At 50.2% G+C, this 21,151-nt stretch carries 20 protein-coding genes; 13 read left to right on the top strand and 7 right to left on the bottom strand.

Translation table 11 applies throughout. The features are described from left to right. Window positions 1-138: 138 nt before the first annotated feature. The 7 genes from LKD70_RS05255 (at window position 139) to LKD70_RS05225 (ending at window position 6,564) form a co-directional block, all read left to right on the top strand. Entirely contained in the window at window positions 139-351 is a 213-nt protein-coding gene (locus LKD70_RS05255; RefSeq protein ID WP_227706983.1) for a FeoA family protein, read from the top strand. 116 nt (window positions 352-467) lie between these two features. Further along, window positions 468-2,465 carry a ferrous iron transport protein B gene (feoB, locus tag LKD70_RS05250; RefSeq protein WP_227706982.1) on the top strand — a complete coding sequence of 666 codons (1,998 nt, stop codon included), beginning with the start codon at window positions 468-470 and terminating at the stop codon, window positions 2,463-2,465. A 90-nt stretch (window positions 2,466-2,555) separates the two neighbouring features. Continuing rightward, window positions 2,556-2,930, top strand: coding sequence for a FeoB-associated Cys-rich membrane protein (locus LKD70_RS05245; protein ID WP_227706981.1), 375 nt, complete (start codon window positions 2,556-2,558; stop codon window positions 2,928-2,930). A gap of 73 nt (window positions 2,931-3,003) precedes the next feature. Beyond that, entirely contained in the window at window positions 3,004-3,381 is a 378-nt protein-coding gene (locus tag LKD70_RS05240; RefSeq protein ID WP_227706980.1) for a heavy-metal-associated domain-containing protein, read from the top strand. Window positions 3,382-3,393: 12 nt separating this feature from the next. Next, on the top strand, window positions 3,394-3,792 hold the full coding sequence (locus LKD70_RS05235; RefSeq protein WP_227706979.1) for a Fur family transcriptional regulator: 399 nt from the start codon (window positions 3,394-3,396) through the stop codon (window positions 3,790-3,792). A gap of 321 nt (window positions 3,793-4,113) precedes the next feature. Next, complete coding sequence (locus LKD70_RS05230; RefSeq protein ID WP_227706978.1) at window positions 4,114-4,434, top strand: DUF6110 family protein; 321 nt, start codon at window positions 4,114-4,116, stop codon at window positions 4,432-4,434. A gap of 6 nt (window positions 4,435-4,440) precedes the next feature. After that, entirely contained in the window at window positions 4,441-6,564 is a 2,124-nt protein-coding gene (locus LKD70_RS05225) for a heavy metal translocating P-type ATPase (protein ID WP_227706977.1), read from the top strand. A gap of 262 nt (window positions 6,565-6,826) precedes the next feature. On the opposite strand, the gene LKD70_RS05220 is transcribed toward LKD70_RS05225, so the two are convergent. Genes LKD70_RS05220 through LKD70_RS05200 form a run of 5 tightly spaced genes read right to left on the bottom strand, consistent with a single transcriptional unit; the run spans window position 6,827 to window position 10,362 of the window. Continuing rightward, complete coding sequence (locus tag LKD70_RS05220) at window positions 6,827-7,480, bottom strand: ABC-2 transporter permease (protein ID WP_227706976.1); 654 nt, start codon at window positions 7,478-7,480, stop codon at window positions 6,827-6,829. Then, entirely contained in the window at window positions 7,477-8,340 is an 864-nt protein-coding gene (locus LKD70_RS05215; protein WP_227706975.1) for an ABC transporter ATP-binding protein, read from the bottom strand. Before LKD70_RS05215 ends, LKD70_RS05220 begins: the two co-directional genes overlap by 4 nt. Window positions 8,341-8,373: 33 nt before the next feature. Next, on the bottom strand, window positions 8,374-8,748 hold the full coding sequence (locus LKD70_RS05210) for a GntR family transcriptional regulator (protein WP_227706974.1): 375 nt from the start codon (window positions 8,746-8,748) through the stop codon (window positions 8,374-8,376). A 4-nt stretch (window positions 8,749-8,752) separates the two neighbouring features. After that, a complete protein-coding gene (locus LKD70_RS05205; RefSeq protein WP_227706973.1) occupies window positions 8,753-9,499 on the bottom strand; it encodes an ABC transporter permease in 747 nt (248 codons plus the stop codon). Then, window positions 9,496-10,362: an ABC transporter ATP-binding protein gene (locus LKD70_RS05200; RefSeq protein ID WP_227706972.1), complete on the bottom strand. Its 867-nt coding sequence runs from the start codon at window positions 10,360-10,362 to the stop codon at window positions 9,496-9,498. The genes LKD70_RS05205 and LKD70_RS05200 overlap by 4 nt, the downstream gene beginning before the upstream one ends. 395 nt (window positions 10,363-10,757) lie before the next feature. Between LKD70_RS05200 and LKD70_RS05195 the strand changes: the two genes are divergently transcribed. From LKD70_RS05195 to LKD70_RS05180, 4 genes are all read left to right on the top strand, one after another. Beyond that, window positions 10,758-11,615 (top strand): C39 family peptidase, encoded by an 858-nt coding sequence (locus LKD70_RS05195; RefSeq protein ID WP_227706971.1) that lies wholly within the window; start codon window positions 10,758-10,760, stop codon window positions 11,613-11,615. 132 nt (window positions 11,616-11,747) lie between these two features. Next, entirely contained in the window at window positions 11,748-12,689 is a 942-nt protein-coding gene (locus tag LKD70_RS05190) for an acyl-CoA dehydratase activase-related protein (protein ID WP_227706970.1), read from the top strand. Beyond that, window positions 12,673-13,755 carry a 2-hydroxyacyl-CoA dehydratase gene (locus LKD70_RS05185; RefSeq protein WP_227706969.1) on the top strand — a complete coding sequence of 361 codons (1,083 nt, stop codon included), beginning with the start codon at window positions 12,673-12,675 and terminating at the stop codon, window positions 13,753-13,755. The genes LKD70_RS05190 and LKD70_RS05185 overlap by 17 nt, the downstream gene beginning before the upstream one ends. After that, on the top strand, window positions 13,752-14,705 hold the full coding sequence (locus tag LKD70_RS05180; RefSeq protein ID WP_227706968.1) for an acyl-CoA dehydratase activase: 954 nt from the start codon (window positions 13,752-13,754) through the stop codon (window positions 14,703-14,705). Before LKD70_RS05185 ends, LKD70_RS05180 begins: the two co-directional genes overlap by 4 nt. 292 nt (window positions 14,706-14,997) lie before the next feature. Here LKD70_RS05180 and pepT read toward each other — a convergent pair whose 3' ends face one another. Further along, window positions 14,998-16,215 carry a peptidase T gene (pepT, locus tag LKD70_RS05175; protein ID WP_227706967.1) on the bottom strand — a complete coding sequence of 406 codons (1,218 nt, stop codon included), beginning with the start codon at window positions 16,213-16,215 and terminating at the stop codon, window positions 14,998-15,000. A 284-nt stretch (window positions 16,216-16,499) separates the two neighbouring features. Here pepT and LKD70_RS05170 point away from each other — a divergent pair, with 284 nt between their 5' ends. Both LKD70_RS05170 and LKD70_RS05165 read left to right on the top strand, forming a co-directional pair. Beyond that, window positions 16,500-17,549: an ATP-binding protein gene (locus tag LKD70_RS05170; protein ID WP_227706966.1), complete on the top strand. Its 1,050-nt coding sequence runs from the start codon at window positions 16,500-16,502 to the stop codon at window positions 17,547-17,549. Window positions 17,550-17,808: 259 nt separating this feature from the next. Beyond that, window positions 17,809-20,106 (top strand): adenosylcobalamin-dependent ribonucleoside-diphosphate reductase, encoded by a 2,298-nt coding sequence (locus LKD70_RS05165; protein ID WP_227706965.1) that lies wholly within the window; start codon window positions 17,809-17,811, stop codon window positions 20,104-20,106. 10 nt (window positions 20,107-20,116) lie between these two features. Here the strand turns inward: LKD70_RS05165 and LKD70_RS05160 are convergent, their stop codons facing one another. Beyond that, window positions 20,117-21,034, bottom strand: a complete 918-nt coding sequence (locus LKD70_RS05160) for a LysR family transcriptional regulator (protein ID WP_227706964.1) — start codon at window positions 21,032-21,034, stop codon at window positions 20,117-20,119. Window positions 21,035-21,151: the final 117 nt, after the last annotated feature.

Below are 21,151 nucleotides of genomic sequence, written 5' to 3'. Positions count from 1 at the left end.
TTAAAAGGGATTGACAAAATAAGGAAGTTAGTCTACACTATCATGTGTTAGATGCAACAATTGCTCGAAAAGATGATACCTGGGTTACCATCAAAATGATATCATACAGAGCGATAATCAGTGAGAGGTCGTGAAGAGATGAATTTACTGGATGCCAGAGAAGGCGAAGAGTATATTATAAAAGATATTGTGACGGATGACGAGGAGCTGGAAGCGTTTCTGTTTTCGCTCGGATGCTACAGCGGTGAGCCGATCACCGTAGTTTCGCGTGTCAGAGGCGGCTGTACTGTCTCTATCAAAGATGGAAGATATAATATCGATACTGATTTAGCAAGAGCCATTTCAATTTGATTTTCGGATTTGGCCGATGCTGTTAGTATAAAATAAAAAATAGTAAGCTGATTACTATTTTTTTTGCAAAGGGGTTAGTTTGCACTAATCAAAAAAATAAAGGAGGAGATTTGTAAATGAGAATCGCTTTTGCAGGGAATCCGAACAGCGGAAAGACGACCATGTACAATGCGCTTACCGGAAGAAACGAGCGTGTCGGAAACTGGGCCGGTGTTACGGTAGAGCGGAAAGAAAGTCTTATTAAAAAGGCTTACTATGACAGTGGAGAGGAGCTTGTTGCAGTTGACCTGCCGGGAGCTTATTCCATGTCGCCTTTTACTTCCGAGGAGAGCATTACGAGCAGTTATGTTAAAAACGAGCATCCGGATGCGATTATCAATATCGTGGATGCGACGAACTTAAGCAGGAGCCTCTTTTTCACGACGCAGCTTCTGGAACTGGGGGTACCGGTAGTTGTGGCGCTGAATAAGAGCGACATTACAGAAAAGAAACAGACGAAGATCGACGAAAAGCTTCTCTCGGAAAAGCTGGGGTGTCCGGTCGTCAAGACAATTTCTACATCTTCCGGCCATGAGGGACTGAAAGAAGCTGTGACAGCGGCTGTATCCCTGAAAGGAAAAGGACAGAAGGCGCCTTATGTACAGAAGAACATTGATCTTCATGACAAAGATGCGGTGGAGGCTGCTGACAGAAAGCGTTTCGAGTTTGTAAACGGCATTGTAAAACAGGTTGAAAAGAGAAAGGTCTTTACAAAAGACAGAAACATGCAGGATAAGATCGACAGCATTATCACGCATAAGGTGATCGGTATTCCGATTTTTGCTGTCATTATTTTCCTTGTGTTTTACATATCCCAGACAACAGTCGGGACATGGATCGCCGACTGGCTGGTAGGCTGGATTGAAACCTTCCAGGGATGGGCAGGCGGACTGATGGAAAGCGCAAACCCGCTGCTGTATGCGATCCTTGTAGACGGTATCATCGGCGGCGTCGGCGCGGTTGTCGGTTTCCTTCCGCTTGTAATGGTGATGTATTTCCTCATCGCCCTTCTGGAGGACTGCGGATATATGGCGCGGGCGACAGTTGTGCTTGACCCGATTTTCAAGAGAGTCGGACTTTCCGGAAAATCCGTAATACCGATGGTTATCGGAACCGGATGCGCGATCCCGGGCGTCATGGCTTCCAGGACGATCCGGAATGAGAGAGAACGCAGAACGACTGCAATGCTTACTCCGTTCATGCCGTGCGGGGCAAAGATTCCGGTTATCGCTCTGTTTGCAGGAGCCTTCTTCGCAGACGCATGGTGGGTATCAGGAACGATGTACCTTGTAGGTATCCTTCTTGTCCTTCTCGGAGCACTGCTTGTCAAGAGAATTACAGGACAGAAATACCGCAAATCCTTCTTCATCATCGAGCTGCCGGAATACAAGATTCCGAGCTTAAAGAGGGCCTGCGTTTCCATGCTTGAACGCGGCAAGGCATATATTATCAAGGCAGGAACAATCATTCTCGTGTGCAACACTGCTGTACAGATTATGCAGAGCTTTAACTGGCAGTTCCAGCTTGTGGAAGAGGGCGCAGAGAGTACATCCATTCTGGCAAGCATTGCGCACCCGATCTCCATCCTGTTTATCCCGCTTGGATTCGGTGTATGGCAGCTTGCGGCGGCAGCGGTTACCGGATTTATCGCAAAGGAGAATGTGGTCGGTACACTGGCAGTTGTCTACGGCATCACAAATCTGATCGATACAGAAGAACTGGCTCTGGTCGGCGGCGGAAATGAAGTGGCCGCTGTTATGGGACTTACAAAAGCGGCAGCGCTGGCGTACCTGATGTTCAACCTTTATACACCGCCGTGCTTTGCGGCTCTCGGAGCGATGAATTCAGAGATGAAGAGCGGAAAATGGCTGTTTGGCGGCATCTGCCTCCAGCTTGCAACCGGATATACGGTCGCATTCCTTGTATACCAGATCGGAACTCTTGCGACGACAGGAGCACTTGGAACGGCATTTGTACCGGGACTGATTGCGATCCTTGTATTCGCGGCAGTCATTGTATGGAGAATCCGCAAATCCGACAGAGAATTTACGGCGGAATACAGTCTGCATGCATAAAAAACATGTATAATAGAGAGGAACGGAGGCGGGCAAGGGCATGCACTTTGTCCGCCGTCCGGTACGTTTAAACAGAGAAGGAAGAGATCTATGGCAAATGTTATTGCGCTTATTATTCTCGCGGTTTTGATCGGCGGTGCAGTCGCATATATTGTGAAAGCGAAAAAAAGCGGCGTGAAATGTATCGGCTGTCCGGCCGGGGGAAGCTGTCCGCATGGCAAAAGCCTGCCGAAAAAGAAGCTGGACGGCCCGGTGGTCGGGCGGAAAACGATGAAGATCGAGGGGATGAGCTGCGAACACTGCGCGGCGAATGTGACCAGAATGCTGAATCAGATCGACGGCGTCCGTGCGGAGGTCAGACTTTCGTCCGGCACAGCAAAGATATCTTATGACAGAGAAGTACCGGATGATGTCCTGAAAAGCGCGGTAGAGAAAATCGGGTATCATGTTACGGGCATGTCCTGATATGAGTGCAGTCTGATACAGGAATAGGATGATACAGGAATAACCGGAAAGACGGCAGGAAAGAGGGTTTGCTATGACTAATGCAATTATTGCAGTGATTCTGATCGTGATATTCGCGTATGCGGTCAAAGGCTCGATCAGACATTTCAAAGGGGAAGGCGGGTGCTGCGGAGGCGGTTCCGGAACGGGAAAGCGCCCGAAGCCGAAGAAAAAGAAGCTGGATGGCCCTGTAGTCGGAACAAGCATAATCAGAATATCAGGCATGCACTGCCAGAACTGCGTCAACAGTGTGACAGGCGCGCTGAACAGGATAGACGGGGTTTCGGCCAAAGTTGATCTGAAAGAGGGCTGCGCAGCAGTGTCATATGACAGAGCGGTCGATGAGGCGGATCTGAAACATGCGGTGGAAGATGCCGGATTTACGGTTGTCAGCATTTCACACGCGGGATGACGGGAGGAAACTGTGAGCAGGAAAGAACAGATTATCGAAAAGCTGAAAGAAAACGGATGCCGGATTACGAAGCAGCGTCTGATGCTGATCGACATTATTCTTGAAAATGAATGTTCAAGCTGCAAAGAGATATTTTATAAAGCGTCCAAAGCTGACAGCAGGATCGGTGTGGCGACCGTGTACCGCATGGTCAATGCCCTTGAGGAGATCGGCGCGATCAGCAGAAAGAATATGTACAAAGTGGAATATTCAGATGAGCTTTCGGAAGATGAGGCATGCGAGATCACACTGGATGACAACACGACCTGCCGGCTGTCGGCGGGAAACTGGAACCGGGTCGTCCAGGAGGGGATGAAACGGTGCGGGTATCTGAAAAACCAGAAAGTTGAGAAAATAACGCTGCAGAAATGACAGGTATGCCAGTGGAACAGAATGGATGGGATGAGATCCGGGCCGCGGCATGCCTGTTCTGCTTTTTACATGATAAAATTTATCTGTAAAGTGTGTTAGATTTGACTGACTTCAATATGGCTTGTTATCATTTCACATGAAACTGGTGATTTACATATTATTAACAAAGGAAGTGGTGTAGTTATGAAACAGCACAGATTCTGGGCATGGGCCGCAGTCTTTTGCTTTGTCATGGTATTTTATACGGGCTACAGACACAAATAGGCGACTGCGGACAGGAAACAGTCATGCTGTAAATGCAAATAAGGAGGTACTTGAATTATGTTAAGCATTTCAACAATGAAAAAAATCGGACTTTTCGCAGGGGGAGTTCTCTTCGGGACAGCCGGAGTGAAGGTCCTTTCAAGCAAAGATGCGAAGAAGGTATATACGAACTGCACAGCTGCAGCACTCAGAGCGAAAGACTGTGTGATGAAGACAGCGACAACGGTTCAGGAGAATGCGGAGGACATTCTCGCAGAGGCACAGCAGATCAATGAGAGAAGAGCTGCAGAGGAAGCTGCGAATGTGCAGGAAGACGCGGATGTACAGGGCAGTGAAGAAGATGCCGGTGCGGAAGATTTCCGGGAAGAGACTGTATAGCAGGCTATGAAATTTGTCATAAAACATGAGATAAAAGGCCGTCTGCGTATACATGCCGTCCAGGGAAGGATGACGTATGAGCAGGCGGATACTCTTTGCTGGTTTCTCGAAAAGCAGGATATTGTGACAGATGCAAAGGTTTATGAGCGCACCGCAGATGCCGTTATCTGTTACACGGGAGACCGGGAAGAGGTGCTGAGGATTCTCCGCGGGTTCAGCTATGAAAAGGCAGATGTTCCGGACAATGTCCTGGCAAGCTCGGGCCGGGAATTAAATTCCGGCTTCCGGGAGCAGCTGATCACGAAGATGATTCTTCACTACGGGAGCAGGATGATTGTCCCCATGCCGGTCCGGAAAGTGTGGCTGACTTTTAAGGCGCTGAAATATATATGGAAAGGCATCCGCTGCCTGGCGAAGCGAAAGATCGAAGTGCCGGTTCTGGACGCGACTGCCATCGGGGTGTCGGTTATCCGGGGGGACTTTAACACGGCGGGATCTGTCATGTTTCTGCTCGGCATCGGAGAACTGCTGGAAGAGTGGACCCACAAAAAATCAGTCGGAGATCTTGCGAGAAGTATGTCTTTGAACGTGAAAAAAGTGTGGCTTAAGAGAGAAGACCAGGAGGTCCTTGTCCGTTCTTCCTCTGTGCAGCCGGGAGACGTGATCGTCGTGCATATGGGAAATGTGATTCCGTTCGACGGCGTCGTGTGCGGCGGAGAGGGGATGGTAAACCAGGCTTCCCTGACCGGAGAATCACTGCCGGTGAGAAGGACAGAAGGAAAATCTGTCTATGCGGGAACGGTTCTTGAGGAAGGAGAACTTGAGATTGAAGTCAGAGCTGTGACCGGCTCCACCCGGTTTGAAAAAATCGTGACAATGATCGAAGATTCGGAAAAACTCAAATCCGCTCTGGAAAGCAGGGCGGAACATCTGGCAGACCGTCTTGTACCGTATACGCTTCTCGGAACAGGAATCGTAGGTCTTGTCACGCGCAATGCGGCGAAAGCGCTCTCCGTGCTCATGGTGGACTTCTCCTGCGCGCTGAAGCTGGCGATGCCGATCGCGGTACTCTCAGCGATCCGTGAGGCCGGACAGCACGGAATCACGGTGAAGGGCGGAAAATATCTGGAAGCAGTGGCAGAGGCGGACACAATCGTGTTCGATAAGACAGGTACACTCACAAAGGCGAGGCCGACCGTAAAGGAGGTCGTTTCTTTCGGAGAGTATCCGGAGGAAGAACTGCTGCGTATTGCGGCGTGCCTGGAGGAACATTTCCCGCATTCCATGGCAAAAGCCGTGGTTGACGCTGCGAAGAAGAGGAAGCTGTACCATGAGGAGATGCACTCAAAAGTGGAATATGTGGTTGCACACGGGATCTCCTCCTATATTGACGGAAGAAAAGTCATTATCGGAAGCAGCCATTTTGTATTTGAAGACGAGGGATGCACAGTGAGAGAGACGTTCCGGGAGAAGTTTGACGCTCTTCCGGGAGAGTATTCCCACTTGTACCTTGCCGTTGAAAACAGTCTCGAGGCCGTGATCTGTATCGAGGATCCGCTCCGGGAAGAGGCACGCGGCATGGTGCAGAGTCTGAAGGCAGAGGGGATTCGGAAAGTTGTCATGATGACGGGAGACAGCGAGCGAACGGCTGCGTCAATCGCCGAAAGAGTAGGCGTGGACGAGTATTACTCCGAGGTGCTTCCGGAAGATAAAGCACGATTCGTGGAGGCGGAGAAAGCAGCCGGGCATAAGGTTATTATGATCGGCGACGGCATCAATGATTCGCCGGCGCTCTCTGCCGCGGATGCGGGCGTTGCGGTGAGCGACGGAGCAGAGATAGCAAGGGAGATCGCGGACATTACGATTGCTTCAGATGATCTGATGGCAGTAGTGACGATGAAGCGCCTTGCAGACGCCATGATGAGGCGGATTCAGCGCAATTACCGGGGGATTGTCGGAATCAATTCCTCACTGATCGCACTCGGCGTAGCCGGAGTGATCCAGCCGACGACATCCGCGCTTATGCATAATACATCTACACTTGCGATCAGCTTAAGAAGCATGAAAAATCTCCTTCCCGAAGAAGGAAGAAATTTGTCTTTGGCACAGGGATCTCCTTCCTGCAGATAACACAGATTATATAAACATTCGCTTCCGCAAAATCATGATTGTGTTCCCTTGCTCAAAGTCGCGCAAAGCGCTCCACTCGCCGCTCACACAACATGATTTTGTGGAAGCTTGCTTCTTGAGAACAGAAGTTCCCGTCAAAAGCAGAAGGCTGTCCTGTGACAAAACAGTTTTCGTCCGGAAGAAGAAAACGTTCCGGGACTTTCCTGCCGAAAACAAATCTGTTTTTGTTTCCGCAGCGATTTCTCTTCCGGATAAAGACAGATTACGCATACCTCTTTTTGTAGAGCCACATCACAAAGACATAGCTTAGGAAAAAGAGCAGAACCGACACCGGGAATGAAATACCCAGGATAACGGGAACATTCCACCCTGCGGCAGCGCCGATCATACCGATCCTGGAAAGCGACCAGAGCGCCCCGTACGCACAGGCAAGGAGTGCAACGATGATGCAGTAGAAGATGGTGCCTCTTCTCTTTCCGAAAACGGAATAGATGACGTAGGAAAATGCAGTCAGTATCAGTGATGCGCAGACTCCGATCAGCCAGTAGGGCAGCGCCTGTGTAAATGTCAGCGCGCGATATGCATATACATAAAGCAGAAGAATCAGAAAAGAAAAGACATTTGCCACGCCGAGAAAACAGAGCGCCAGTATGTATTTTGCCCGGATGATTTCGGTTTTTGTCACCGGAAATGTGATCAGCAGCCGGTTGAAGTTTGATAGCTCATCCTGTTCGGTGGATGATTCGATAGCGGCAGAGCCGCCGAGAGCGGTCATAAATACCATCAGCCCGTAGAAATACTCCGAGCGTGAGAACAGGCTGACTAAAAGGATGATTCCGAAGCAGAATATATAGGATGCAAGGTTTTTCCACACGCCGAAATTGTCGTATAAGTCTTTGAATATAATCCCTTTCATTTCACTTTTTCTCCTTTTACATAGAACAGCATAATGTCTTCCACTGAAGCGGGAACCATCTCGATATCAGGGAAGATCCGGCGCAGTTTCGCTCTGTCGTTTACGAGGATTTTGTAGCTGTAGGCTTCTTTCCTGTAGGCAGATATGTCGTCCCGGCTGAGCGCGTCAAAAAGCTGCCGGCCGCATGTGATGATGCCGTAGTTGTCGCGGATGTCGTCGTATGTCTTGACGAAGAGCAGTTTGCCCTCGTGCAGGTAGGCAATGTAATCCGCGATTTTATCCAGATCGCTCGTGATATGCGAGGACATCAGCACCGCATGATCCTCCTCCTCGGTGAATTCCCGCAGAATGTCGAGAATCTCATCGCGGAATACAGGGTCAAGGCCGCTTGTCGCCTCGTCCAGAATCAGAAGTTTCGGATTGTGGCTTAAGGCTGCGGCGAACTCCAGCTTCACCCGCATTCCGGTGGAAAATTTTTTCAGACGTTTTTTCTCCGGCAGGTGAAAGCGTTTCAGGTATCCGAGATACTTCTGCTGATCCCAGTTGCGGAAAAAGCGGGAGAGCATCTCGCCGACAGCAAGCGGCGTCATGCCGTAATCATAGTGAGAGTCGCTGAAGATTGCGGCCACGTCCTCCTTTGCAAGTTTTGTCTGTGTGCGCAGGTCGTGCCCGAGAAGGGCAACCTGATCGTATTCAGCGTCCGATACGCCTAAAATGGCGTTGATAAGGGTGGATTTTCCGGCTCCGTTTTCGCCGATCAGCCCCATAACCGTGCCGCTTGGCAGGGTAAATGAGATGTTGTCCAGTGTGAAATCTTTATATTTTTTTGTCAGGTTCCGCACCTGTATGGCGTTTTCCATTGTGTCATTCCTCCATAGCTAAAAGCGTAAAATTCACTCATCCGACCAGACAATGTCCAGTGTATTTTTCAGGTCGTCCAGTGAGAGGCCGTTTTCTCTTCCGAGGGAAGCGGCATCCGAGAGGAGAGATTCGATCCGTCTCAAATTCTCCTCGCGGATAAAGTCCTGGTTCTGCGTTGAGACAAAAGTCCCCTTGGCGGGAACCGTGACAATGAACCCGTCTTTCTGAAGATCTTCGTAGGCGCGCTGTGTTGTAATAACACTTACATGCAGATCCTTTGCAAGTCTGCGCATGGAGGGCATCGGCTCGCCGGGCCTGAGCTCTCCTTTCATAATCATTTCTTTGATCTGTGACACGATCTGTTCGTAGATCGGACGGTCACTGGCGCTGCTTAAAATAATTTCCATGTAATCACCTCTCAAAACCGTTCTTCCGGTAGAGAAGAAGGAAGATGACGACAGAACCGATGAGTTCGGCGGCCAGAACGAGGATCCCTTGTGTGCCGACTGCCGGTCTTCCGGCGTGTATATTTGCGATGGCGTCAAGGGCGATTCCCGTAAAGAGACAGCCCGAGGCTTTCTCCAGCGGTTCGTTCAGACTGGAAAACATGGGTATCATCATGAAAATGAGGATTCCCGGCGTGGTGATCGTGCTGGCAGACACCTGATTCTTCGCGAAGATTCCAAAGATCATGCCCACAACCGATGAGATGACTGACGCCGCAGTTGTGACCGCCAGGTAGGCTCCCCACTGGGAAGGACTCATCTCCACCCGTACGATCAGGACGCAGAGCACGTTGACTGCTGCGGTCATAAGCACGGCGGGAATCAGGCTTCCGAGGAAGAATTCCAGTCCGTTGACCGAGGAGGTCATAAGGGTGCGTAGTGTGTTTTTTTCTTTCTCCTCCGCGAGCATGGCAGAGACGCAGTAGATGCCGGTCATGGAGATATTCATGAGCACTCCGAAGGCAAGCGCGAGAGCGCTCATATCCACGGCCCCGTCGGTAATATTGCTGTAGATCAGATCCATAAGGAATGTAAAGCCGAGCGAAAAGATAGGCATGATAATAAAGTTCTTGCTGAAAAGCGCGCGCCCCTTGACTTCCGTAATCGCGGCGAGTTTTCTTAGATGGACTGGTTTTAACTGGATTGTTTTCATTTGAGTTCCCTCCCTGTTACTTCTAAAAATACGGTTTCAAGCGTAGGCTCGCAGGAGTGGATCGTCTCGATCCGGCTCTCGTAAAGCCACTGTGAAATCTTTTCGGCAGTGTCCTGGTTCTGAAGAAGGACGTGCTTTGTGCCGTCTGTGAGCTGCACTCGGTATTTCTTTACTTTATTGTGTTTCAGACAGATTTCCTCGGGCGTCCCGTACTCGACGATAATTCCCTCATTCAGAAGCGCCACGTGATCGCACAGCTTTGTTGCTTCCTCCATGTTGTGTGTAGTCAGGAAGATTGCCATGCCTTCCTCTTTCAGATCCAGAAGCATCCGGTGGATCTCCAGGGCAGTGGACGGATCGAGACCGCTTGTCGGCTCGTCAAGAAAGAGAACCTTCGGCCTGTGGAGAATGGCTCTTGCGACGACAAGACGCTGCATCTGCCCTTTTGAGAGCTTTCCGGCAGGTTTCTTCCGGTGTTCATACAGGCCGATCCGCTTCAGGAGAGGATCGATGTCCGCAATCGGTGCGTTTAAAAGGCGGGCAAAATATCTCAGGTTGTCGTAGACGCTCATGCGCTCGTAGACACCGCTTGAGTCTGTGACGATTCCGATCTGTTCATAGATCAGTTCGTCGATCTTCCGGCAGTTGATCCCCAGAACTTCCGCATCCCCCGAAGTGGGACGGAGCTGTCCGGTGAGAATCTTGATCGTCGTTGTCTTTCCCGCGCCGCTTGGACCGAGGAAGCCGAGAATCTCTCCTTTGTTGAGAACAGCGTTTACATCTTTTAAGACAAAGTCCTTATCGAATTTTTTTGAAAGGTGGCTGATTGATATATATTCAGCGGATGATGTTTTTGACTTCATACAATTCACTCCTTGTCAATACTGTACTTGTTTGATGAGTACAGTATAGCACACGAAGTACATACTGTCAATATGCAATAAGTACAGTTTCGGAAAATTTATATACGGATATATGAATGGATGGACGCACAGGAATAACAGTTATAGCTGAGGCGTATCGAAAACCATTGAATTAAGGTATTGGACAGCGGCGGCGTTTTGTCCTACAATTTATGTAAATAAAGTTATAACGTGATATCTTGATGCTGTCTGTGGGGGATGACGGGTGAAGAAATGCTTTGTCTATTCGTTCTCACAGACGGCGTTTTTGACTTTGCGGCTATGGCGGGGCCTGTCCCGGGTTTGCCAGAGGCACTGGCAGTTATTTACTTTACAATCAAGGCAGGAAGGAACGGATGAAAATGAAGAGAAGGGTGAAAAAGAGTGCGCATTATGTCAAAGAGCTGTTTTTGCAGAACAGATGGAAAGTGACGGCCGCGCTTGCTTTTTTGCTGGCGCTTCTTCTCTTTGCGGAAGAGCCTTCAGCCTGGAGATATATTTTCCCGGAACAGGCGGAGCCGGTATCGGCTTTTATACAGGCGGAGGAGAGCAGGATGCCGGAAGAGGATGCTTATGTACAGATACTGGAGGAGAACGCGGTCCCGGATGAATATGTGATCGGGAATTTCGGTATTGTCTATCAGGAGCCGGAACTCCCTACAGGCTGTGAGATAACGGCGCTCACGATGGCGCTGAATTACTATGGGTTCCCGGTGGACAAAATGACGATGGCGGAAAGTTATCTGCCCACAGCGCCTCTCGTCTATTATACCGGAGCGGACGGAAGACTTTACGGAACCGACATGAATAATTATTTCGTCGGAGACCCTGCAAGCTCGGCAGGAATCATATGCGGCACCGGAGCGATCATTACGGCGGCAGACGGATATCTTGCGGATGCAGGCAGCGACATGCGGGCAGTGGACCGCACCGGGGCATCCTGTGAGGAGCTGTACGGTCTTGTGAGCCGGGACATCCCGGTTGTCGTGTGGGTGATGGTCGGAATGGCGGCAAGAGGTGAGACACAAGGCTGGTATACGGAGAGCGGGGATTATGTGGAGTGGAGTCACGGAGACCACGGGGCGGTGCTGATCGGCTACTCTGAGAATACTGTCACGATTGCAGATCCTATCTCCGGCATGACAGAGTACAGCAGAACCGCATTTGAGTCAGTGTTTCAATCCAGAGGAAACCAGTGTGTAACACTGGAATAAAGTGACTTTCTGAAAAAGGTTGTGAAAGGCAGAAAGTACATGTTATCATGGAAACGTCAGTGTACAAGGGCGTTTTGTATCCCTGTACACTGACGCCGGACAGTGGGGAAGTAATTTCATGGAGGAATTAATTTGAGCAGAATACATACAATCGGAATCCCGCGGGGGCTGATGGCATACCGGGACGGGATTCTCTGGAAGGAGTTTTTCGGCAATCTGGGATTTGAATGCCTGGTCAGCCCGAAGAGCGACAGAGATATACTGGATACAGGAATGAGGAGGGCAGTGGATGAGACATGCCTTCCTTTTAAGATGTATCTGGGACATGTGGAATGGCTGATCGGAAAGTGCGACGCGGTTTTTGTTCCGAGAACCGCCGGATATAAGAAGCGGGAAAAGCTGTGTACCAGATACGAATCACTTCCGGACCTGATCCGGAATATTTTCCGGGACGAGCACATTGATATCCTTACCGTGAGCTATGACTGGGATATGGACACGTCGGAAGAGAAAGTATTTCTTGAACTGGGAGAGCAGCTTGAAAAGCCGAAAAAAGAAGTGAAAAAGGCGTATGCAAAAGCGAAAAAGCAGCAGGATGCATGGCTTAAAAACAGGGAAAAGGCCCAGAATGAGACGCTTCAGAGCAGCAGGATCAAGGTCCTTCTCTCCGGGCACCCCTATGTGCTTCATGATACATACATGGGCGGTGAGCTTGCACAGATTATTAATAATTTCGGAGCCGAGGTTCTTTATTCTGACTGCGTGAACCGGGAGAGTGCGCTGAAGAAGAGTTATGACTTCTCACACGTTATGCCGTGGCTCATTAACAGAGAGATAACCGGGGCGGATCTTCTTCTTAAAAAGAAGGCGGACGGAATCATCCTGCTGAGCGCCTATCCGTGCGGCCCGGATGCCCTTGTAAATGACATGCTGACACGCCGGATCAAAGGCATACCGCTTCTCAACCTGACGCTGGATGCGCAGAGCGGAACGGCGGGCGTGGAGACAAGGATCGAAAGTTTTATCGACATCATCAGATATCAGAAGGCAGGCGGATATGGAAATCAGAATTGACAGCAGAAAAAAGATCGCATTTCCGAGGTTCAGTCACTACAATTATGCGATCAGATATATCGTGGAGCAGGGAATCGGGGCCAGTTATGTCCTCCTTCCGCCTCCCACAAAGAAGACGACGGAGCTGGGGAGCAGATACAGCCCGGACTATGCGTGTGCGCCGTTCAAACACACGCTCGGAAGCCTGATAGAGGCTCTGGAAGCCGGGGCGGACGTGCTGGTTGAGACCGGCGGCCTGTGCAGGCTGGATTATTACGGGGCGCTCCAGAAGGAGATTATACGGGAATTAGGCTACAGGTGCGAGTTTGTCAACCTGGCGGAATACATGGGCGGAAAGAAGAGCGCATGGCTGAAACTGGCGAAAAGCCTGAGCCCGAAACTGAAACCGACCCAGCTTACAACCGGTGTCTATGAAGGTGTGAAAATGGCGCAGTTCATGGACGAGATCGAAGAGATCTATTACAGGGACGCCGCCTTTGAGGCAGAAAAGGGCCGGTTTGATAAAATATACAGACAGTATCTCATGAAAATGCAGAATGCGGAAAACTGGCATGAGATCCGTGAAGGGTATCAGGAGGCGAAAAGCGCATTCCATGATGTGAAGCTGAAAACCCCGGAAAATCCGGTGCGCATTGGCGTAGTGGGAGAATATTTTACGGCCATGGATCCGTACTCCAACCTGTTTCTGCAGGAGAAGCTGGTGCGGCTCGGCGCCTCTGTGAGCCGTTTCCTGAATGTGACAAACTGTCATTTCCGGGCAAAAGAGTCGGTTCTGCGGCCGAGGGTCAGAGAGTACGCCCAGTACAACATGGGGGCGACGACGACCTGGACGCTGAACGCTGCGCTTGACTATGCGAAGCAGGGATATGACGGAATTGTCCATGTGAAGTCTTTCGGCTGCACGCCGGAGATGGATGCGATTCCCATTCTTCAGAATATCAGCAGAGACTATCACATCCCTGTTCTGTATTTAAGCTACGACATGCAGGAGAGTGATACAGGACTGGATACAAGACTTGAGGCTTTTTATGACATGCTTGAGAGAAAGAAGAAGGTACTGAGATGAAAAAGAAGGCTTATCTTGGAATCGACATCGGTTCCATATCGACAAAAGGCGTAATTATAAATGAGAAAAATGAGTTTCTCGCGGAATGTTATCTCTGGACGGAAGGAAACCCGACCCAGGCAACCCAGAAAGTACTGCGTGAACTGGAAAAACAGTTTGACGCGGACGCCTACCGGATCGCTGCGTCAGGCACAACGGGAAGCGCGAGAAAGCTTGTGGGAAGCATGATCGGGGCGCAGGTGATCAAAAACGAGATCACGGCTCACGCGGTTGGCACGACGACGCTTCACCCCGATGTGCGCACTATCCTGGAGATCGGGGGACAGGATTCCAAGATCATCTGTGTGGAGAACGGAGTGGCCGTGGATTACGCCATGAATACGCTCTGCGCCGCGGGAACAGGCGCCTTCCTCTCCAGCCAGGCCCACCGGCTGGGCGTGGAAGTGGAGGAGTTCGGAGAGATCGCTCTGAAGGCGAAGAAGGCTGCGCCGATTGCGGCCAGATGTACGGTGTTCGCGGAGTCTGATCTGGTGCATAAGCTGCAGGTCGGATGTCCGAAGGAGGAGATTATCGCAGGACTGTGCAAGGCGGTGGCAGGCAACTATCTCAACAATGTGGCAAAGGGGAAAAAGATCGTCTCCCCGGTTGTCTTCCAGGGAGGTGTGAGCAAGAACGCGGGCGTGGTGCGGATGTTTGAGGAACAGCTCGGCATGCCCGTTCTTGTGGATGAAAAGGGCCATCTCATGGGCGCTTTCGGAATCGCCATCCTCGCGAAGGAACGGCAGGATGAGGGAGAGTTCTCTTTCGATGTCGCGGAGATGGAGTTTAAGACACGGGAGATCACCTGCGGCAAGTGCGCGAACCACTGCGAGATCATCTGCGTGTACCGGGACGGGATGCTGATCGATTCCTGGGGAAACCGGTGCGATAACGGAGCGGTGCGGCAGTAGGTGAGGATCTGCCGGATAAAACAGTCTGTCTATAAGTCCGTGCGTGAAGCTGATTCCGGACGGCAGGTTTTATCTGGCAGTTCCGCATCCTTTTTACTGCCCGGTGATTTCCCTGAAAACCGGCAGCAGGCAGCAAGAGGGAATGGAATTTTGATTCCGCTTTCGGCTGTTTTTTTACATGAACCGCCGATTTGCCGGAAGGAACCTTCTGGTCTGATGCAGCCCAGTGCAGGATCCCCTCTGTCCTGCACGGATTAGTTCAGACTGCTTGTTTCATTCCGTCAAATCCGCGTTACTCCGCATAGATTTTCACCAGCTCAATCGCCACCTGACACGCCGCTTCCATCCCTTCTTTTGTAATGTGCTCGTAGGGACCGTGATAGCCGTGCCCTCCGGTGCCGAGATTCGGACAGGGGAGTCCTTTGAAACTTAACTGCGCGCCGTCCGTGCCGCCGCGGATTGGAAGGATGAGCGGTGTTACGCCTGCATTTTTACAGGCTTTTTCTGCATTTTCGATAAGGTGCATGCACCCGGCAATGATCTCGGCCATGTTTCGGTACTGATCCGTGATTACAAGGCGGACAGTGCCCGCACCCCATTTGTCATTCATTCTTTTTTCAATGTCTTTGAGAAGTTCTTTTTTCTGTTCGAATTTTCCCGCGTCGTGATCCCGAATAATATAGTGAAGCTCCGCATTCGCCACATTTCCCTTCATCTCCGTCAGGTGATAGAATCCCTCATAACCGTCTGTATTGCGAGGTGTTTCAGAAGATGGAAGAAGTGCGTTGATTTCCATTGCCACAAGAGAGGCGTTGACCATGACATCCTTTGAAGAGCCTGGATGTACATTGACTCCGGATATGTCAAAATCGGCCTTCGCGGCATTGAAGTTCTCATACTGGATCTCTCCTTCTGTATCGCCGTCCAGCGTGTATGCAAAATCCGCGTCAAACGCGTCCAGATCAAAATGGGCGGCTCCCATCCCGATCTCCTCATCCGGGGTAAAGGCGATGGAGATCTGGCCGTGGGGGATATTTTCCTCGAGGATGCGTTCCGCCATTGTCATTATCTCGGCGATTCCTGCCTTGTCGTCCGCACCCAGAATGGTCGTGCCGTCGCCTGTGACAAGTGTCCGGCCTTTCAGATCCTTTAAGTGGGGAAATATTTCCGGGGAGAGGATGCGTCCGCTCACGCCGAGGGGCAGATCCCGTCCGTCATAGTCTTCGTGGACAACGGGAACAATGCGCTTATCACAGAAGTCCGATACGGTGTCAAGATGGGCGATAAATCCCAGCTTCGGACGGTCTTCATACCCGGGCGTAGCCGGAATATGGGCGTAGAGATAACAGTTTGTATCTACCGTTACATCTGTGATCCCCATTGTGAAAAGCTCCCGGTGAAGCTGCCAGGCCAGTTCAAACTGGCATTTGCTCGACGGAACCGTGGAGCTGTGCTCATCGCTGGGAGTCCGGATCACAGTGTATTTTAATAAACGTTCTAATGGATTCATGGGAATCCTCCTTTCTGATTATGCCATATCGGGGCGGGTTTCAAGGCCTGTCACCCGCTTATGGGAAAGCTCATGCGGGTTTAGAACTTTTTGCCCCGGTATCTGCCAGAATGAGTATAACACAGAATGCGGTGCCTGAGCCAGCCTGTCCGGAAACGTCCTGAAAGACAATCCGAAAATCCAAAAATATTTTCAAAAAAGGTATTTACAGTTTAATATAGTTTTGTTATAGTTTTAAATATATAAAATATAGTTGAAATAAAGCGTAAAGTAGGAGGTGGAAGATGTCATTTACAGAAGAAAAACGGGAAGCGATCCGAAAATATATGCTGAATAAGATCCGGGAAGATGACAGCCAGTTTCTCAGGAAGACGGCCGACAATTTTGGTGTATCGGAGACGAGTGTGCGGAGATATGCCGCAGCATGTCTTGATGCGGGGGTGATAGAGAAGAATGAAACGGGACGATGTGGTTACCGGCTGAAGGAGACGTCCGTACATCTGGATTATGAAAACGACGGAACACTGGAGGAAGACAGTGTGTATTTCCGGGATATTGCTCCGCTTCTGAGAGAATTTCCTCAGAATGCGGGAAAGATCTGGTATTACGCGTTCACGGAGATTATGAACAATGCCATTGAGCATTCCCGCGGAAGCAGGATCAGCATTGAAGTGAAAAAGGACTGCCTGTATACAGAAATATCGGTTACGGATAATGGAATCGGAATCTTCCGGAATATACAGGAATATGTACAGGATAAAATGGGGATAAACATGGATGCGGAACAGGCGGCTCTGGAACTTTACAAGGGCAGGCTTACAACCAGTCCGGAGGGGCACTCCGGAGAAGGCATTTTCTTTGTCTCCAAAATGCTGACCGAGTTTGCGCTCTGGTCCGACGGGACAGTTTATTCGTGGCGGTGTGAGGACAGGGAACATTTTGTAAAATCCCATCTGATCGCTTATTACAACCGGCTGAGGGGGATTGGTACGATGGCAGTGATGAAGCTTGCCAACGAGACAGCCAGAGGGGTCAAAGAAGTGTTTGATGAATATGCCCCGCTGGACAAAGGCTTTGTAAAAACGCTGATTCCGGTAGGGGAGATGTGTCCGCTGGGAGACCCAGTGGCGCGTTCCCAGGCCAGGAGAATTCTGCTTCGCCTTGATGAGTTTCAGGAGATTGTATTTGACTTTCGCAATGTGACATTTATGGGACAGGGATTTGCGGACGAGGTGTTCCGCGTATTTCAGAACGCGCATCCGGATATCCGCATAACCGTTGTCAATGCAAACCGGGATATACAGGGAATGATCGCGCATGTGAAAAACACCTGAAAACGGGCATTTGGCCTGTTTTGGAAAAATATGGCATTTTTTCAAGGAAATGTAGATAAAAAATAAAAAAACACTATATTTTGTGGTTGGAACAACTCTTTTCCATATGTCAAGCCTTGAAATATACTTCTTCCGATGATAACATTTTATTTGCTATGATGTCGGGATCAGCCGGGCGTTTTCCGTGATCCGGGCAGACAGGGAACGAAGGGAAAATAAAATGAAATTGAGATGAAAACGCGGAAGGAAGGGCAGAAAAATGACAGTAGAAGAATGGCTGGGGGAGGAAAACCAGTTAGGAACAGACATCTGGGAGAAGAAATACTGCAATGAAGGGGAGAGCTTCGAAGAGTGGATTGAAAGAGTCAGCGGGGGCAATACAGAAATTGCCGGCTATATCCGTCAGAAAAAGTTTCTGTTTGGCGGAAGAATCCTCTCCAACAGAGGGCTCCATGAGCAGGGACGCAAGGTGACATATTCCAACTGTTACGTGGTAGATCCGCCGGAGGACAATATTGAAAGCATTTTTGACTGCGCGAAGAAGCTGGCCCGCACGTACAGCTACGGCGGGGGCTGCGGCGTTGATATTTCAAAGCTGAGCCCCAGGGGCGCGAAAATCAACAATGCCGCGAAGGAGACGAGCGGATCTGTATCCTTTATGGAGCTGTACTCTCTCGTGACGGCCCTGATCGGGCAGAACGGGCGCAGAGGGGCGCTTATGATCTCCATCGACTGTTCTCATCCGGACGTGGAGGAATTTATAGATCTGAAGACGGATCTGGAAAAGGTGACGAAGGCGAATATTTCAGTACGGGTCCATGAGGACTTTATGGAAGCGGTCAAGAAAAATGAGGACTATCTGCTCCATTATACGAGAGAGGCGACAGGGGAAGTCATCGAGCGTACCGTAAATGCCAGAGATCTTTTCCGCAGGATCGCAGAGACGAACTGGGACTACGCGGAACCGGGAGCGCTGTTCTGGGACCGCATTGAAGGATGGAACCTTTTAAGCAATACAAAGGATTTTTCCTATGCAGGTGTCAATCCATGCGCGGAGGAGCCTCTTCCTGCAGGCGGAAGCTGTCTTCTCGGAAGCATTAACCTCTCGGAGTTTGTACAGAATCCGTTTACAGATCATGCACAGTTTGATTTTGAGGGATTAAGACACTGTGTAGATATATCGGTGCGCGCCCTTAATGAAGTGCTGGATGAAGGGCTTCCGCTGCATCCGCTTAAGGAGCAGCAGGATAGCGTGGCAAAATGGCGTCAGATCGGTCTTGGAATCATGGGACTGGCTGACTGCCTGATTAAACTGGGCCTTACTTATGGTGAGGAAGACGCGGTGGCAATGTGCGACAACATCGGCTTTGCCATGGCGGACTCGGCAATTGCGGCTTCGGCACTGCTTGCCAAAGAAAAAGGCCCTTTTGACGCGTGCAATACAGAAGAGATCATGTCCACGCCGTATTTCCAGGCGAACACTACGGAAAAGACAAGAGAGTTGACGCGCAAGTATGGTCTGAGAAACTCCCAGCTTCTGACGATTGCTCCCACGGGAACCCTCTCCACGATGCTTGGCATATCGGGAGGGATTGAGCCTGTTTACGCAAACTACTATGAGAGAAAGACAGAGTCTCTCCACGGAACAGATGTGTATTATAAAGTGTACACAAAGATTGCGGAGAGCTATATGAAGCAGCACGGGATTAAGAGCGACTCGGATCTGCCGGATTACTTTGTCACTGCCATGACGCTGGACTACAGACAGAGAATCGATATGCAGTCTGTATGGCAGACGCACATTGACGCTTCCATCAGTTCTACGGTGAATGTGCCGAACCGGTTCACTGTGGAGGAGACGGAAAATCTCTATCTTTATGCATACGAGAAGGGCCTGAAAGGCATTACGATCTTCCGCGACGGATGCAAGAGAATCGGTATTCTCAACACAAGTGAGAGCAAGGAAAAAGAGAGTAAAAAGATCTCTGCCGGAGAGGGCCTGAAAAGAGGAGAGATCCTGCTTGTCACAGATGACGTGGTCGGAAAGAAGAGAAAGCTTACGACGGGCTGCGGAAGCCTGCACTGTATCGCGCTCTTTGATCCGCACACGGGAGCGCTGCTCGAGACATACTTAAGCAAGGGCTCCACCGGAGGATGCAATAACTTCATGGTCGGTCTGTCCCGTATGATCTCCATCAGCGCCAGAGGGGGAATCGATATTGAGACGATCGTGGATCAGCTTAATTCCAGCGGCTCCTGCCCGTCATACACGGCGAGACGGGTGTCCAGAAAGGATACAAGCAAGGGCGCGTGCTGCCCGATGGCAGTCGGAAACGCGCTGATGGATATGTACAACGAGATGCAGGATGAACTGGCGGAGCGAAGGGGCGCAGGCTCAGAGAAAACCGCGAAAAAGATTGAGAAAGCTCCCAAGCCGAAGGCGGTCAATACGGAAGCTGAAACGGACAAGATGTACTGTCCGGAGTGCGGGGAGCCCCTTGTGTTTGAGGAAGGGTGCAATATATGTAAGTGCTGCGGATGGAGCAAGTGCCACTGAGCGGCGCGTGTTACATTTCTTCAAGCCGGCTGCGTATGTAGTCTTTGAATGCGAGGACTTCCCGGCCGGCGCCGTTTCCCCAGCCTACGAGACAGAAGGACTTTTCAGGGAGAATAAATTCCTTTAAGTTCTCATCCTGCCAGTCACGGTTAACTGTCTCCCCGATGAATACCATACTGTTAAGCTTCAGATTAAACAGAAGAGAGCGCACAGTGCGGAATGTTGCCGCAACATAGGGCATGAATCCGTGCGCACCGCAGATTTTATACAGCCATTCCCTGTAGGAAGGATGCATTGTGAAGTCAAAGGCGATAAGAGATTCCTCTTTCAGGTCGTCGAGAGTGAGGGAGTCCCTCTGGAAAAGCGGGTTGTCCTGTGGTACATAGACGGCAACGTTTGTGTCATAGGCTTTTTCCCAGAGAAGCCCGTGCTCCTCAAGATAGGGAAGTTCTATGGCGCTTGTAAAAACAATATCGACCATTCCATGGTTCAGAAGTTCGACTGCTCTGTGCATATCGTGCTTTTCGGCAATGATATGTACAGACGGGCGGGCTTTTTTATATTCCAGAATAAAGCGGCTGATAGATTCGTCTATTTTCAGGGAAGAATCCACAAAGCTTAAGACGATCTTTGAGAGGGCTTTGTCCTGGGAAGCGCGCGCTTTTAAGATACTGTTCCCTATGGAAGCGATCAGCTGCCGCCACTCGTCCGATAAAATTCTGGCAGCCTGCGTAGGCGTCAGTTCATGAGGCTTTCTGACAAACAGCTTAAGATCGAGTTCTTCTTCCAGAGTGGAGATGGTTTTACTGACCATAGAAGGAGTGAAATTGAAATATTCCGCTACCTTTGTGAAATTCCGAAGCTCCACGGCCTTGAGAAAAATCTGTATCTGCTGTGTGGAGATATTCCAGTTATTTCCGTTGTTCATCATTTTTCTCCCATATTTTATTACCGGTTTGAAGATTGCGCTTTATTTGTCCGGTACCGGTACGCAGGCAGCAAAAGACTGCCGTTTCCGTTATTATAATCCAGCATTTCCCAGACT

This window comes from Ruminococcus turbiniformis (assembly GCF_020687545.1).
GTDB lineage: Bacteria > Bacillota > Clostridia > Lachnospirales > Lachnospiraceae > Mediterraneibacter > Mediterraneibacter turbiniformis.
The sequence above is the reverse complement of the archived record's forward strand: the minus strand, read 5'-3'. Positions and strand labels throughout refer to the sequence as shown.

Bases quoted from the DNA above. Each gene is read 5' to 3' on its own strand.
- LKD70_RS05255 (WP_227706983.1), top strand. From the start codon at position 139: ATGAATTTACTGGATGCCAGAGAAGGCGAAGAGTATATTATAAAAGAT.
- feoB (WP_227706982.1), top strand. From the start codon at position 468: ATGAGAATCGCTTTTGCAGGGAATCCGAACAGCGGAAAGACGACCATG.
- LKD70_RS05245 (WP_227706981.1), top strand. From the start codon at position 2,556: ATGGCAAATGTTATTGCGCTTATTATTCTCGCGGTTTTGATCGGCGGT.
- LKD70_RS05240 (WP_227706980.1), top strand. From the start codon at position 3,004: ATGACTAATGCAATTATTGCAGTGATTCTGATCGTGATATTCGCGTAT.
- LKD70_RS05230 (WP_227706978.1), top strand. From the start codon at position 4,114: ATGTTAAGCATTTCAACAATGAAAAAAATCGGACTTTTCGCAGGGGGA.
- LKD70_RS05225 (WP_227706977.1), top strand. From the start codon at position 4,441: ATGAAATTTGTCATAAAACATGAGATAAAAGGCCGTCTGCGTATACAT.
- LKD70_RS05220 (WP_227706976.1), bottom strand. From the start codon at position 7,480: ATGAAAGGGATTATATTCAAAGACTTATACGACAATTTCGGCGTGTGG.
- LKD70_RS05215 (WP_227706975.1), bottom strand. From the start codon at position 8,340: ATGGAAAACGCCATACAGGTGCGGAACCTGACAAAAAAATATAAAGAT.
- LKD70_RS05210 (WP_227706974.1), bottom strand. From the start codon at position 8,748: ATGGAAATTATTTTAAGCAGCGCCAGTGACCGTCCGATCTACGAACAG.
- LKD70_RS05205 (WP_227706973.1), bottom strand. From the start codon at position 9,499: ATGAAAACAATCCAGTTAAAACCAGTCCATCTAAGAAAACTCGCCGCG.
- LKD70_RS05200 (WP_227706972.1), bottom strand. From the start codon at position 10,362: ATGAAGTCAAAAACATCATCCGCTGAATATATATCAATCAGCCACCTT.
- LKD70_RS05195 (WP_227706971.1), top strand. From the start codon at position 10,758: ATGAAAATGAAGAGAAGGGTGAAAAAGAGTGCGCATTATGTCAAAGAG.
- LKD70_RS05185 (WP_227706969.1), top strand. From the start codon at position 12,673: ATGGAAATCAGAATTGACAGCAGAAAAAAGATCGCATTTCCGAGGTTC.
- LKD70_RS05180 (WP_227706968.1), top strand. From the start codon at position 13,752: ATGAAAAAGAAGGCTTATCTTGGAATCGACATCGGTTCCATATCGACA.
- pepT (WP_227706967.1), bottom strand. From the start codon at position 16,215: ATGAATCCATTAGAACGTTTATTAAAATACACTGTGATCCGGACTCCC.
- LKD70_RS05170 (WP_227706966.1), top strand. From the start codon at position 16,500: ATGTCATTTACAGAAGAAAAACGGGAAGCGATCCGAAAATATATGCTG.
- LKD70_RS05165 (WP_227706965.1), top strand. From the start codon at position 17,809: ATGACAGTAGAAGAATGGCTGGGGGAGGAAAACCAGTTAGGAACAGAC.
- LKD70_RS05160 (WP_227706964.1), bottom strand. From the start codon at position 21,034: ATGAACAACGGAAATAACTGGAATATCTCCACACAGCAGATACAGATT.